We start from the raw sequence: 14145 nt of genomic DNA on the forward strand, positions 1-14145 counted from the left end.
GATATGGGTACGTTGGACACGGTTATCATTTTTCTTTATTTTGCAGTTCTGATTGGGGTAGGTATTATCGGTTCCACGAAGGCAAAAACGACAGAGGATTTTGCCCTTGCCGGACGAAATCTTGGGCTTTTCATGTACCTTGGCTGTCTGTCTGCCGTCATTTTAGGAGGAGCTTCAACCATCGGAACAGCCAAACTTGGCTATGAGTTCGGCCTTTCCGGCATCTGGTTCGTCTCGATGATCGGGCTTGGAATCATTGTTCTGGGAACCTTTTTTATCAAAAAAATCGCCAAGTACAAGGTAACAACCATCAGTGAATTGCTCGGCAAAAAATACAAATCCGAAGCCAGACTGATCACCGCCATTGTCGCTTCGATTTATACACTCATGGTCGCCGTCACTCAAGTCATCGGAATGGGTACCATCATCAATGTGCTGCTCGGCTGGAATTTGACCACTTCCATGTTTGTGGGCGGCGGAATCGTTCTTTTCTATACCATCCTGGGCGGAATGTGGAGCGTTACGGTTACAGACATTATTCAATTCGTTGTAATGACTGTCGGAATTTTTGCGATCATGCTGCCGATGAGCATCGCCAAGGCAGATGGAATCGGAAGCCTGATCTCGAAATTGCCTGAATCTCATCTCAGCTTAACATCCATCGGTTATGCGCAAATTTTTCAATACTTTCTCCTTTACACCCTGGGAATGGTCGTTTCTCAGGATATCTGGCAGCGTGTGTTTACCGCAAAATCACCATCAATCGCCAGAAAAGGGTCACTGTATGCTGGTATTTACTCCATCGCCTATGCGCTTGCAGGCAGCATCATCGGAATGTGCGCATTCGTGATTCTCCCCAATATCGGTGATACCCAAAACACATTTGCCACACTCGCAATGAAGATCCTGCCAACCGGAATTCTTGGCCTGGTGCTGGCGAGCGTCATTTCAGCGCTCATGTCCACCGCTTCTGGAACGCTTTTGGCCTCTTCCACCCTGATCACAAACGATATTCTGCGTCAGTATTTTATGAAGGATATCAGTGATAAAAAGTTTCTTGTGCTGTCACGTGTCACTACTCTCTGTGTTGGTTTACTTGCCATCAGTTTTGCGGTCTGGATTCAGGATGTTCTTGTTGCCCTTGATGTGGCTTATGCCATCCTTTCCGGCGCCATCTTCGTTCCGGTTCTGCTGATGTTCTTTTGGAAAAAGGCCACACCGAATGCAGGCTTTTACTCCATTCTTGCCAGCACGATTGTCGTGATCGGCGGATTGCTCATAGAAGGCCTCGCGTCAACCAACCCGATCATGTACGGGATTGCGACCGGTTTTGTTGTGCTAATCGGCATCTCACTGATCACAAACTACCGCAACAAAGAATCGCTCGTCACCTCGCTCGGTGATACGAAGCAAGGCTGATTCAAAGGCATGATCACCAAAATTCCGCACATGCCCCGGTTTCATAGCCCGCCTGAATTCATATGATGTATGGAGGAAGAGGGAAAGCCTCTTAAATACAATAATCCGGGAGTGAACAATATGTCAGGTGGTCACGGAATTTTTAACAACTTTAGTTTAATTGTCGTCCTATTCATCCTGTTGATTATTATCGGATGCGCTTGTTATGGCGGCTATGGCGGCTATGGCGGATGCGGTGGCGGTGGCTACGGCTACGGCTATGGCGGCGGCAAAGGCTGGTACTAATCAGTTATGAAAAAACCGGCCTTCTCTTGGGAGAAGGCCGGTTTTTTTTGTTTGGTGAAGGCTGGGTATACTTTTGCTCGGGCCGCGCTGCGGTAAGAAGTCGGAATACTCAGTTATGCTCAATTAACGCTGGTTTTTGCCCAATTAATTAAAATTGCGCACAATTGTTGCTGTTTTTGCCCAATTATCATGAGATTTGCTTAATTCGACTATCCTACCTTTTAAAAACCAACAAAAAAGCCTCCGGCACCGCCGAAGGCTCTCAATCTACCCTTATGAAACTCGTTTTTCCTTTGAAACAATCTTTCTCATCGCCTCAGCAACCGCTTCGACGTCTGTACCAACCACAACCTGGACATCAGTCGAGCTCAATTTGAGCACCGCCTTGGCGCCTGCTTTTTTCAAATCCGGCTCATTGACTTTTCCAGCATCATTCAGCTTCATACGAAGCCGTGTCACACAATTGTCAAGCACATCAATGTTATCTGTTCCACCGAGTGCAGCAATATAACGGGCAGCAATGCCATCGTACTTATCATTGCCTTCCTCATTGTCAGATGCCCCTGCACTCGCATCCTCCACAATGTTTTCATCCTCATCTTCACGTCCAGGGGTCTTAATGTTGAGCTTCATAATCATGACGTAGAAGACCACATAATAAATCACCGCGTAAACGAGCCCAATCGGAACAAGAAGCCATGGCCGCTGGGCAATTTTCAGGTTCAGGAAGAAGTCAAGCGCTCCTGCTGAGAACGTGAAGCCCTGGTGAATATCAAACATAACCGCAATGGCCATGGAGATGGCTGTTAATAAAGCATGAATTCCGTATAACAGCGGTGAAAGGAACATGAACGAGAACTCAATCGGTTCAGTAATACCTGTTAAGAAAGAGGTAAACGCCAATCCGCCGAGCATCCCGGCAACGGCTTTTCGCTTTTCCTTTTTTGCCGCCATGATCATCGCCAGACACGCTGCCGGCAATCCGAACATCATGATAGGGAAGAATCCGGACATATAAAATCCTGCAGAAGGGTCTCCGGCAAAGAAACGGCTTAAATCGCCATGTGCTCCTTTAAAGTCACCAAAGATAAACCAAAGGAAGTTATTGAGAATGTGATGCAATCCAAGCGGAATAAGCAATCGGTTAAGGAAGCCGAATACGGCCGCACCGAATGCGCCTGCGTCAACGACCCATTGGCCGACCGCATTGATGCCATCCTGAACCGGAGGCCATACATATCCAAAGATTCCGGCAAGAACAATCATACTTGCCGCAGTGACAATCGGGACAAAGCGCCTGCCGGCAAAGAAACCGAGGTAGTCTGGCAGTTTTACATTATGAAACCTGTTATAGAGCAGTCCTGCGACGATTCCCGAGAGAATCCCGCCGAGCACACCCATGTTAATATCTTTATCAATAGCTTGTGTCCCGCTCGTCAGAACAAAGTAACCAATGGCTCCTGCCAAGGCGGCAGCTCCGTTTCCATCCTTTGAAAATCCAATCGCCACCCCGATGGCAAAGATAATCGCCAGGTTGGCAAAAACCGCGTTCCCTGCCGCAGCCATAAATGGGATGTTCCAAATATCCTCTGAACCTAACCGAAGCAATAGACCGGCAGCCGGCAATACGGCAATCGGCAGCATGAGCGCCCGGCCAATTCGTTGTAAAAACCCTAACATAACAGGTCCCCCCTAATTTTCAAGATTAATAGGTTTTAACTTTTCTTTTCCTGCAATGCCTGTTTCAGCATTCCTTTATGTTTTTCCAGAAGGTCACTCGCCTCCTGTGGAGAACAACCTGTCAGCACCTGCAAAATGGCAGCCTTGGCGTAGCCGTCATGATCGGAGAGAGCCTTCTCCGCCTCTTCCGGCATACAACCGGTCGCCTCCATAACAATGTTCTTGGCCCGTTGAATAAGCTTTTTATTGGAAGGCTGAACATCCACCATAAGGTTGCTGTACACTTTTCCGATTCCGATCATCGATGCCGTGCTGATCATGTTCAGTACGAGCTTTTGCGCGGTTCCTGCTTTCATTCGTGTGGATCCTGTCACCACTTCAGGACCAACAACAGCGGCGATTGTGTGCTGCGCCACCTTGCTCATTTCGGAATCCTGCGAGCAAACGAGAGCAACACTCACTGCCCCCACCTCATTGGCGTACTTCAGTGCACCAATCGCATACGGTGTTCTCCCGCTCGCTGCAATGGCAACCACCACATCATTCTCGGTCAGCTGAAGGTTTAAGAGATCATTTTTGCCGGCTTCGACATCATCCTCTGCACCCTCAACTGCTGTGTGAATCGCCTGGTCCCCGCCAGCAATGATGCCGATGACCATTTCGGACGGTGTACCGTACGTTGGCGGGCATTCGGATGCGTCCAAAATGCCAAGCCGTCCGCTCGTTCCCGCTCCCGTATAAATGAGACGTCCGCCTTTACGAAAAGCGACCACCACCTGATCCACGACAGAAGCAATTTCCGGCAATACTTTTTCAATCGCTTCCGGGACCCTCTTGTCTTCCGTATTGATTTTGCGTACCACTTCAAGACTTGAAACTTCATCAATGTCCAGTGTGTTTTGATTACGTTTTTCTGTCGTTAGATGATTGATTTTCATGGAATTTCCTTTCACTGCACTAAAAATTTTTGTCCGGGGCCGATGTGGGCAAGCAGCTTCAGATCCTCTTCCCTCACACGGCCGAGCACGTTCACTCGTTCATCAGCTGGCAGGTCGGTTTTTGTAATTTGAAGTTCACCGGCATATCGTCCGTATTTGACATTGTCGATCGTAATACTTCCTTTAGGACGGATCTGTGGCCAATCATGCGGTTCCACTTTATGTCCATCATTCCTTGCATAAGTACGTGATTCAGCGGAACGAACAACATCCCTGGCCGCATCCATCCGGTTCGTATGGATATTCGATATGACGGGCTCCACGATCCATTCGGCCTTCAACGTTATAATGCCGTACTGCCATACCGAAAGCAGCTCCAGTGTTTCATCACAGATTTCCACATCTCCAATTAAAATGTGATCGGTTTGAAGACTGGCCAGCTCCACAGCGGCCTGATAAGAGTTAGCTCCCCTGTGTTTTTCAAGCGTTGGAAGCCCCTCGTATACTGGCCCTCTTAGTTTCTTATTACCTGGAATAAATGCAGCAGTTTGAAGTCCCATACTTTTTAAGTACCTGTTTTGTTTCTGCAAGAAGGAAGAAGAGATGCCCGTGTGCTGGCGGGGATAAAAGTTATGCCATGCCTCCACATTTTCGGTTCGCAATCCATTATCCTTCCAGGCTTTTACCATGTGTTCGTTAATGGTGCTCGCATTGACACCCACCTTCAAATGTTGTGATAACGCGATGATTTCTTGATCTGAAAAACCATAATCAGCACGGAGCCCGGTAATATTCCACTCTCTCAGCTCATCAATGGAACTCATGCTGAGACCAATGCACTCCAGAGATTTTGGACCAGCATCTACCATGATGCTCATTTTCGTTTTCTCAGCTGCTTTTCCAAGAAGGATCAGCCTCTCTTTTAAAAGAGAGGCGTCTTCTTCCGGAATATGAAGCGATGTAAAGATCTTTTTAAAACCATAGCGGCTGGCTTTTTCAATCCACTGTATGTTCTGCTCCGGATCATTGCCCAGATATACTGAAATCCCTAACATGCCTGCCACTCCCTATTCATACTGCTTTAAATGTCCTTCGCCATGGACTCTTTGAAGCCAAAGAGCCAGGTGAAAAGGAATCCGAAAATGTAAGCCAATAATAGTCCGACAATGTAGAGAACAATCTGATTTGTTTCTTTAATCAGGAATGCCAGAGGCAGCCCGGAAACCCCGATGGCAACCGTTCCAATTTTGAAGAACGCCTGGAACGCTCCGCCAACCGCTGCGCCAAGGCAAGCGGTTAAGAACGGACGTCCGAGTGGAAGGGTTACCCCGAAGATCAATGGTTCACCGATACCAAGGATACCAACCGGCAATCCGCCTTTGATGACACGCTTGAGCTTGGCATTTTTTGTTTTAAAGTAAATGGCAAACGCTGCGCCGACCTGCCCTGCTCCACCCATCGCAAGAATTGGTAGCAGCGGATCGACCTTGATGGAATTTAACAGTTCCATATGAACTGGCGTCAAACCTTGGTGAAGCCCAGTAACAACAAGCGGCAGGAAGGTTCCGGCCAGTACGATCCCGGCAAAAATACCACCCATATCAAGAATGTTCAAGAGTCCTTTTGTAATCAGATCGGAGATGAATCCTCCAACAGGCTGTAAAACGAAAATGGTTGCGATTCCTGTAGCCAGCAAAGCAAGTGTAGGAGTTACAATAATATCAACTGCAGCTGGTACGAAACGGCGAATCCGCTTTTCGCTCCATGCGATAAAAAAGGCAGCAAGCATAACACCGATCAGACCGCCCCGTCCTGGAACGAGCTTTTCACCAAACAATGTGATGTTGGCAAGTGCCGGGTTGATCAGCATAATACCGGCGACACCACCGAGAGCTGGTGTGCCCCCAAATTCCTTGGCCGTGTTTATCCCCACAAAGATAGCCAGATATCCAAAGAGTCCCCAGCCGATCATATCAATCATCTGCATGATGGCAAGGTCTTTTGGAACACCACTGCGCAGAAGAACGTTTGAAATACCTGCAATCAGACCGGAACCGACGATAGCCGGAATAAGCGGAATAAAGATGCTGGCGATTTTACGAAGAAACAGCTTAAACGGTGTAGCGTTCTTCCGGTTAATGGCGTCTTTCGTCGTTTTGGCAAGATCGTCCTCACCGTCTTCATCAAGAGCAGAAGCGGAAAGTCCGGTGGTGCGGGTCATCTCATCGGCCACCCGGTTGACCGTTCCGGGTCCAACGATGATCTGAAGGGTTTCATCCCCCACTACTCCCATGACACCTTCAATGTTCTTGATTCCAGCCAGATCGACCTTGGATACATCCTTGGGCATGACGCGAAGGCGTGTCATACAGTACGTTAAGCTGTGAATGTTATCGGCGCCACCAAGCTTCTCCGTAATTTCCTGCGCCATTCGTTGTTCTTTCTTCATTTGACTTATCCCCCTTTTTGAAAAGCAATTTCCCTAACCTTTGTAGATCTTTGTTGCTTCTTTGAGCGGTTGATTTCCGTTCCAGGCTGCTCGCTTTGACCGGCGCAAGCACCTCACTGCCGGCGTGAACGCCTACTTGGTCTCACCTGTCACGCTACTCCCGCCGGAGACTCGCACCTTGCACTCCAATCAACTGGTCAATGAAGGTACTGGAACAAGCTGTTATATCGGTTAAATTTTATCCCCGCTGCATATCGATGATAAATTTGTAACGGTCACCTCTGTAAATGGATTGAACGAGCTCGAGTGGCCGTCCGTCCTTCAGGTAGGTGTACCGGCGGATGAGCAAAACCGGAGTTCCCTTTGCAATTCGGAGCACTTCGCTCTCAGTTTCCCGTGCGACCGAGGCTTCTAGCTCCTGTGTTGCATAATCGATGTTCAACCCAAGTTCTTCTTCCACAAACTGATAAAGCGATCCTTGTACGATTCTTTGGTTCAGCCCTTTTACCAGATCGGCGGCGAGATACGTGGTCTCGAGCGCCATCGGAATGTTATCGGCCAGCCTCACTCTTTGAATCTCATAGATTTCATCTCCCGGATGAATGCCCAATCCTGCTGCAATCTTTCCCCGGGCTTCACTGATTTGGAAGTCAATCAGCTTGGTCGAAGGCTTAAGGCCCCTTGCCTTCATGTCTTCTGTAAAACTCGTCAGGCCGAGCTTTTGCTCTATTTTCTGGTTGGCAACAAACGTGCCTTTGCCCTTTCGGCGGGTCAGATAGCCGTCATTGACAAGATTGGTAATGGCCTGCCTGACGGTCATCCGGCTGATGCCATAGGTTTCGGCGTATTCCCGCTCGGAGGGGATCATCTCCCCTTCTTGCAGTTCCCCTTTTTCAATTCGTCCCTTGATGGCTTCCTCGATTTGATAGTAGATCGGGAGAGGCGAATATTTATCAATCATGTTCTTCATCACTTCCCTAACGAGTTTACCAGTTTCAACGCTTGCGAATCTGCAATAACTGTCACACTATCATGCATGTTCAGCGCGGATGCCGGCACCGATTCTGTTACTTCTCCCCGCAAGAGGTGAAACAGCGCCTCCTGCTTTCGTTCCCCGGATGCGAGCAGCAGGATTTCCTTGCTTTTCAGAATCGTGGCAATTCCCATCGTAATCGCCTGTGTCGGCTGTTTGGACGGGTCCTTAAAATACTTTGCATTCGCTTCCAGCGTTGAAGGAGTTAAATCGACCACATGCGTAGAGGTGGAAAACAGGGTACCCGGCTCATTGAACCCGATATGGCCGTTCTCTCCGATTCCAAGCAGCTGCAGGTCAACGCCTCCTATGCTTTCAATGAGCATGTCATAACGCAAGCATTCCTGAAGCAGCTCCGGTGCCGCCCCGTTTGGAATGTTTGTCTGCTCAAGCGGCATATTTACCGGGTGAAACAGATGCTCACACATGTAGGCGTGATAGCTTTCCGGATCATCCGGCGTCAAGCCGACATACTCATCCAGGTTGTAGGTATGCACATGGCTGTAACTCGTTTCGTTTTTCTTGTAATCCTTCACCAGCTCCTGGTAGGTGCCGAGCGGCGTACCGCCCGTCGCCAGGCCCAATGTCACTTTCTCGGATCCCTTGATCTTTTTCAAAATGAAATCGGCAGATGCTTTGCTCATTTCCTCGTAGTTGGCTACCTCGATAATGTTCATGTTACTTCTCCTCCTTCCGCTGATACGAAAGTTTTCCACGGCAGAAAGTGAAGATAACATCTTTTTCCTCATTCAGCACAACTACATCCGCATCCTTTCCGGCTGACAGACTGCCTTTCCGGTCATATACCCCAAGCTCTTTCGCCTGGTTGACCGCGGTCATCTGAATCACCTCTTCAGTAGAACAGTTTGTGAATTCCTGCATGTTCCGTACCGCATCTTTCATTTTTAAAATACTGCCAGCGAGTGTGCCATCCGCGAGGGTCGCTTCGTTTCCGTTGACCGTCACGTTCTGTCCGCCAAGTGTAAACGAGCCATTTCCCATACACTTTGCCCGCATCGCATCGGTGATCAACACCATCCGTTCTGCACCTTTATTGCGATACGCAAACTTCACCATTTCCGGACGGGAATGAATGCCATCGACGATCATTTCAGTAGTGATCTCGTCATGCAGCATCACACCTCCTGCCACTCCAGGTTCCCGGTGGTGAAGTCCCCGCATGCCGTTGTACAGATGGGTTGCGTGGGTAACCCCAGACTCAATGCTTCTAACCACTTCTTCATACACAGCATCAGAGTGGCCGATCGATGCTACGACTCCTGTTTCTTTCAAATATGAAGAAAGCTCGTAGCCGCCCGGTTCCTCCGGTGCAAGGGTAACCAGTTTAATATGGTTGCCCGACAGCTCCTGCCATTCCTGAAACTGCTTCACATCCGGATTCCTGATATGGTCGAGAGGCTGTGCCCCCGCCCGCTTCGGCGAGATGAACGGCCCTTCCAGATGAAGCCCAAGAACCTCGGCTTCGCCGGGAGGATTGCTGCCCTCCATATAGGTGTTGACCGTCTGCAAAGCGCTTTCAATTTCAGGTATGCCCTGTGTCATCGTTGTCGCAAGGAAGCTTGTCGTTCCTTCCTGGGGAAGAATTTCCGCCATTGTTTTCAGTGCGTCCATCGTCCCGTCCATCACATCGGCTCCTGCAGCACCATGAATATGCAGGTCAATCATACCCGGCACAACGATTTCGCTCTCCGAAAGCTTTAGAACCTCATACGCTTCCAATTGAAGGGCATCCACTCCTTCTCCGACCTCTTTGATCTGCTGGTCTTCCATGACGAGGTACCCATTTTTTATAGAACCTTTTTCTGTAAAAATGGTTCCTCCATAAATCAATAATGGTTTCATACTCCACTCACCATCCTTATTATCTCTATGCACAGGGTACCACGCTTATAACTAGTTGTCTATACCAGTCGAACTATTTTAATTTTTCTGAAATCGGTACATATTTCCTTATTTATAGAGAAGATAGTTCTTTCTAACCTTTTTGAACAGTTCAAGCTCTACTTTCCACTTTGCCTTAATCTTCACAAGTGGAGTTCCTTTTTCGATTTCTTCACGAACCCAGCCGTTGCCGATCAGGTTATCGAAATAGGATATGCCCTGGCTGTTCTCTGCTCTGAACTGAAAATCATTCGGATACATGTCATGTATGGTTTTGACGATGGCCAGTCCTGTGTCTACAGAGTTATAGGAATTATAATCGGTCACATGAATCTGAACGCCATTGCACAACTGATTTGCGAACTTGGAGAACGTTGGTGTAAATGAGTTGGAGCGGAAAATAACACCAGGCAGCTTCAAATCATTCAGTGCTTTTGCCAGATCGTCGCCATCAATAAATGGTGCTCCGATGGTTTCAAACGGACGAGTCGTTCCTCTTCCTTCTGATACGTTAGTTCCTTCAATCAAACCGGCTCCCGGATAAACAAATGCTGTATCCACGGTCGGCATATTTGGTGATGGCAGAACCCATTGCAGTGGTGTTTCATCGTACGTCTTCCAGCGGTGCCAGCCTTTCATTTTCACCACTTTTAAATCCGCGTTAATTTTGAATTCCTTGTTAAACAGCTTTGCAAGTTCCCCTACTGTCATCCCGTGGCGAAGCGGAATCGGGTAAAGTCCTACGAATGTCGAGTATTTCGGTTCAAGAATCGGTCCTTCCACCTTTTCACCGCCAAGCGGATTCGGGCGGTCAAGCACGACGAATTCAATGTTGTTTTCCTTCGCCGCTTCCATTGCATAAGCCATCGTGTAAATGTACGTATAGAATCGGGTTCCCACATCCTGAATATCAAACACCAGAACATCGATGTCCTTGAGCATTTCAGGTGTTGGCTTTTTGGTTGGGCCATAAAGGCTGTATACCGGAAGATTCGTCTTCTTATCAATGTAAAACTCGACATAGGAGCCGGCCTGCTCGCTTCCCCGCACCCCATGCTCCGGTCCGTACAATGCTTTCAGTTCGAAATCTTTGCTTTTGTACATGGCATCCACAATGCTGTTCAGCTTGCCGTCCACTCCGGTCGGATTCGTGATCAGTCCGACACGCTTTCCTTTTAAAATATTATTTTTACCGTTCAGCAGCACATCCACTCCGGTTTTAAAATTCTGCGGCGAATTTTTTTGCTGTGTGTCATTCTTTGCCATCGCGGACGACAGCAAAGAAATGATCAATACAAATAGTATCCCTGCACTTAACCACTTTTTCATCGTAGTTCACCCCTTAATAAGATAATCCGTGTCCAAATGGGTAGAGCACCTCTTTGTTGCTGTCATAAATCGTTACCGGAAGCTTTCCTGTCGGCTGGTTCAATCCAAAGATGGTATCCACGCTCGCGGCAAAGCTTGCAGTTTTGAAGTTGTATTGCGCAAGGTACGCATCCACATTCGGATAAGCCATAATGTCGTACGGATTACGAGTTCCGATGCCAATGACTGGCGCAGTGCTTTCATTGATCACTTGATTCACCAGCTTCATTTGTGCACTTTCCGGAGAACGGGCGGATAGGGTTGATGTATAGGTGCCAACGATCACTGCTTTGGCATTCTTCACAAGAGCTAGCTGTGCTGGTGTCAGGGACGGTCCTGCAGATTTGATCATCACACTGTTTGGATAGACGCGCTTGACCTGGGCAGCAAGATCTTCTACATACGTATTTCCGATGACCACGACTTGTCCGTTGTCTTCCTTTGCAAGCGGAAGTGCATTTCCATCATTTTTTACAAGCGTAATGGATTTGTTGGCAGCCTCTTTTTCAAGGGCTTTATGTTCAGGAGAACCAACAACCTTTTCTGCATTTTCGATCAACTGGCCGATATCCTGTGGACGTTCCTGCTTAAAGATGGAGCGTTTTACTTTCAAGGTCAACAAGCGTTCAACGGATTGATTTAAGCGTTCCTGGGTGATTTCACCTTTGTTAACCGCGTCGTAAAGTCCATTAGCCACGCTTTCAAGGCCTACAGGCATGAGGACGATGTCAGTTCCGGCATTAACCGCACGGATGGCTGCATCCACTGCTCCAAAGTGATCGGCAATCGCCTGCATATTAAGAGCGTCAGTTGTAATAACTCCTTTAAAGCCCATGTCATCTCTCATCAGTTCTGTCAGCACTTTATGAGAAAGAGTCGCCGGAATGGCAATGACACTGCCGTCTTTTTTGGAGATGGCTGTTCCTGGCTCAATTTTCGGGAATGTGACGTGAGCCGTCATGATCGCGTCGATTCCTGCATTCATTGCTTGCTGGAACGGATAAAGCTCCACTTTCTTCAAGCGGTCAAGGTCATACGGTACTTCAGGCAGTCCAAGGTGGGAATCTACCGCAGTATCCCCATGACCCGGGAAATGTTTGGCTGAACCAGCAGTGTTTGTGGATTGAAGACCTTTAATGTACGCAATTCCGAGTTCGGATACGAGCTTTGGATCCTCACCGAAAGAGCGGGTACCAATGACCGGATTGTCTGGGTTGTTGTTTACATCAAGAGATGGAGCCAGGTTAAAGTTAATACCTAGTGCGCTCAATTCCTCACCGATCGCCTTTCCGACTTTTTCAGAAAGTTCTGCAGAGCGGGTTGCACCAAGCGCCATGTTTCCAGGAAAATCGGTTCCGCTTTGCAGACGGGTTACGATTCCGCCTTCTTGGTCAATTGAGATCAGTAATCCTTGCCTTTCAGCGGCTGCCTGATAATCTGCCACGAGCTTGGTCGTCTGATCGGTTGTTACAACATTCTCACGGAAAAGAATCACGCCGCCAAGATGATACTTTTTCACAAGTGCTTTGATTTCCGGCGTAAGGTCGGTAACGTTTTTTCCATTGAAGGTTCTGAAGTCTGGCATCAACATTTGGCCGACTTTCTCTTCCATGGACATTTTGTTGATGGCTTGAGGAATCACATCATACTTTTTTCCTTTTTGCTTTTGAATGGTCGTTTGGCCATGCTTCACTTGGATGGCAATCCGGTCGGTGGTTCTGCCATCTGTTGTGTAAATGAACGTTTTGCCATTGTGATCTTTTAACGTAACCAGACCATTTCGGTCGACACTGGCTACATTTTTGTTCGAAGACCACCAGGTTCTTGTCTTCGTTTCCATGAAGTATCCTTTTTTGTAAACGTGAAGGGCATGAAGCTGGATTTTGTTATCCTGCACGAGCGGCTGGGCTTGTGGAATGTTTCCGCTGATGATCAGCGACTTAATCCCATTAGTTCCCTTAGATGCCGCTTGGGCAGGACGGGCTTGCGATCCGAAGAACGCGGAAACCGCGAGCATACAGATCAGGGCATAAAGCACTAGACTTTTTTTCTTTTTCACAAAAATCCTCCTTTAGAATTTATTGGAACGTTATCCTCATTCTGGAGGAATTTGTCGTATCCTTTCGAACAAGACAAAAACGGAGCAATAGGCCCAGTAAGAAATTCTGACTATAGTTCTAGTTGTCTATACCAGTTAACGTATTTGTCGAATTTCATGGTAATATTCTCCCGCAAAAAAACAAGCCATGGAAACCTCCATAGCTTGTTGGTCGCTTATTGCATTGGCGGATTGTGTGGAAACTGGGACATATACCCTGTAAATTGCTGGGCCGCCTGCTGAAGCTTTTGCGGCTGTTCCGGTGACAACGAGTACCAGCCTTTTTGGAACATAAGCGTGTACAGTTCCCGCTGCATGTTCTTCGTCTCATCAAAGATCGAGTGAATTTCCTGATACAGTGCGTCATGGCTCGCTTCGTTCATCGCTGTGGAATACGAAGCCGTCATGTACTTTTCGTACGACAGGATATCGTTGAGAAAATCACGATCGTTCATCTGAGGTGTTTTCGGTACTTGTGATTCCGGATTTTGAATTTTGTTTTGATTGTTGTTCATGGGTTCTCCCCTCCTTATTGGTTCATCTGCTGGCTTCCGCCGGACTGGAGTTTTTGTAAAAGCTGCTGATAATGCTTTTCGTGCATGTGGCATGCTTTCTCAAGCGCCGCGCTCACCTGCTGGTCCTGGCACTGACTTGCGGCAAAGTGCGCCTTTTTGAATCCAAGCAAATTCCATGAAAGCATGTCGGTCAGATAGTTAAAGTCTTTTCCTGTGATGACATTTGGCGGCTGCTGATAAGTGGGCTGTTGTTGCTGGTTTTGGCCTTGGTTTGGTGGTTGCTGCTGTTGCATCATTATTCCTCCTTTATTCCTTGATTTACCATGTTAGCTTTCCAACTTTACGAAAAACTATGCTTGGACACTGGAAATTGCAGGAGGTATAATTTAAAAAGATGAGCAGGTAGCCGTTGATTTTCGTTACAGGTCGCTCGCTTTCCACGGGCGGGCGCTGAGCCT

General features: G+C 47.9%; 13 protein-coding genes. 2 read left to right on the forward strand and 11 right to left on the reverse strand.

Annotated features, from left to right (window positions below; genetic code table 11):
• The first annotated feature begins 3 nt into the window (after positions 1-3).
• On the forward strand, positions 4-1419 hold the full coding sequence (locus QNH15_RS18135; RefSeq protein ID WP_283889583.1) for a sodium:solute symporter family protein: 1416 nt from the start codon (positions 4-6) through the stop codon (positions 1417-1419).
• A gap of 120 nt (positions 1420-1539) precedes the next feature.
• Positions 1540-1704, forward strand: coding sequence for a YjcZ family sporulation protein (locus QNH15_RS18140; RefSeq protein WP_283889584.1), 165 nt, complete (start codon positions 1540-1542; stop codon positions 1702-1704).
• Positions 1705-1977: 273 nt separating this feature from the next.
• Here the strand turns inward: QNH15_RS18140 and nagE are convergent, their stop codons facing one another.
• The 11 genes from nagE to QNH15_RS18195 all read right to left on the reverse strand — a co-directional run bounded on the left by nagE (position 1978) and on the right by QNH15_RS18195 (position 13980).
• On the reverse strand, positions 1978-3384 hold the full coding sequence (gene nagE, locus QNH15_RS18145; RefSeq protein ID WP_283889585.1) for an N-acetylglucosamine-specific PTS transporter subunit IIBC: 1407 nt from the start codon (positions 3382-3384) through the stop codon (positions 1978-1980).
• Positions 3385-3419: 35 nt separating this feature from the next.
• Positions 3420-4322: an N-acetylmuramic acid 6-phosphate etherase gene (gene murQ, locus QNH15_RS18150; RefSeq protein ID WP_283889586.1), complete on the reverse strand. Its 903-nt coding sequence runs from the start codon at positions 4320-4322 to the stop codon at positions 3420-3422.
• A gap of 11 nt (positions 4323-4333) precedes the next feature.
• Positions 4334-5377 (reverse strand): DUF871 domain-containing protein, encoded by a 1044-nt coding sequence (locus tag QNH15_RS18155; RefSeq protein WP_283889587.1) that lies wholly within the window; start codon positions 5375-5377, stop codon positions 4334-4336.
• A 26-nt stretch (positions 5378-5403) separates the two neighbouring features.
• A complete protein-coding gene (locus tag QNH15_RS18160; protein WP_283889588.1) occupies positions 5404-6771 on the reverse strand; it encodes a PTS transporter subunit EIIC in 1368 nt (455 codons plus the stop codon).
• A gap of 238 nt (positions 6772-7009) precedes the next feature.
• Positions 7010-7732, reverse strand: a complete 723-nt coding sequence (locus QNH15_RS18165; RefSeq protein ID WP_061972995.1) for a GntR family transcriptional regulator — start codon at positions 7730-7732, stop codon at positions 7010-7012.
• A gap of 8 nt (positions 7733-7740) precedes the next feature.
• Positions 7741-8481: a glucosamine-6-phosphate deaminase gene (nagB, locus tag QNH15_RS18170; protein WP_283889589.1), complete on the reverse strand. Its 741-nt coding sequence runs from the start codon at positions 8479-8481 to the stop codon at positions 7741-7743.
• A gap of 1 nt (position 8482) precedes the next feature.
• Complete coding sequence (nagA, locus tag QNH15_RS18175; RefSeq protein ID WP_283889590.1) at positions 8483-9667, reverse strand: N-acetylglucosamine-6-phosphate deacetylase; 1185 nt, start codon at positions 9665-9667, stop codon at positions 8483-8485.
• Positions 9668-9775: 108 nt separating this feature from the next.
• Positions 9776-11035, reverse strand: a complete 1260-nt coding sequence (locus QNH15_RS18180) for an exo-beta-N-acetylmuramidase NamZ family protein (protein WP_283889591.1) — start codon at positions 11033-11035, stop codon at positions 9776-9778.
• Between the two features lie 13 nt (positions 11036-11048).
• Complete coding sequence (locus QNH15_RS18185) at positions 11049-13091, reverse strand: glycoside hydrolase family 3 protein (RefSeq protein WP_283895640.1); 2043 nt, start codon at positions 13089-13091, stop codon at positions 11049-11051.
• A 257-nt stretch (positions 13092-13348) separates the two neighbouring features.
• On the reverse strand, positions 13349-13687 hold the full coding sequence (locus tag QNH15_RS18190; RefSeq protein ID WP_283889592.1) for a spore coat protein: 339 nt from the start codon (positions 13685-13687) through the stop codon (positions 13349-13351).
• 14 nt (positions 13688-13701) lie between these two features.
• Complete coding sequence (locus QNH15_RS18195; protein WP_061972390.1) at positions 13702-13980, reverse strand: hypothetical protein; 279 nt, start codon at positions 13978-13980, stop codon at positions 13702-13704.
• Positions 13981-14145: the final 165 nt, after the last annotated feature.

This window comes from Fictibacillus enclensis, from assembly GCF_030123385.1.
GTDB classification, from domain to species: domain Bacteria; phylum Bacillota; class Bacilli; order Bacillales; family Fictibacillaceae; genus Fictibacillus_C; species Fictibacillus_C enclensis.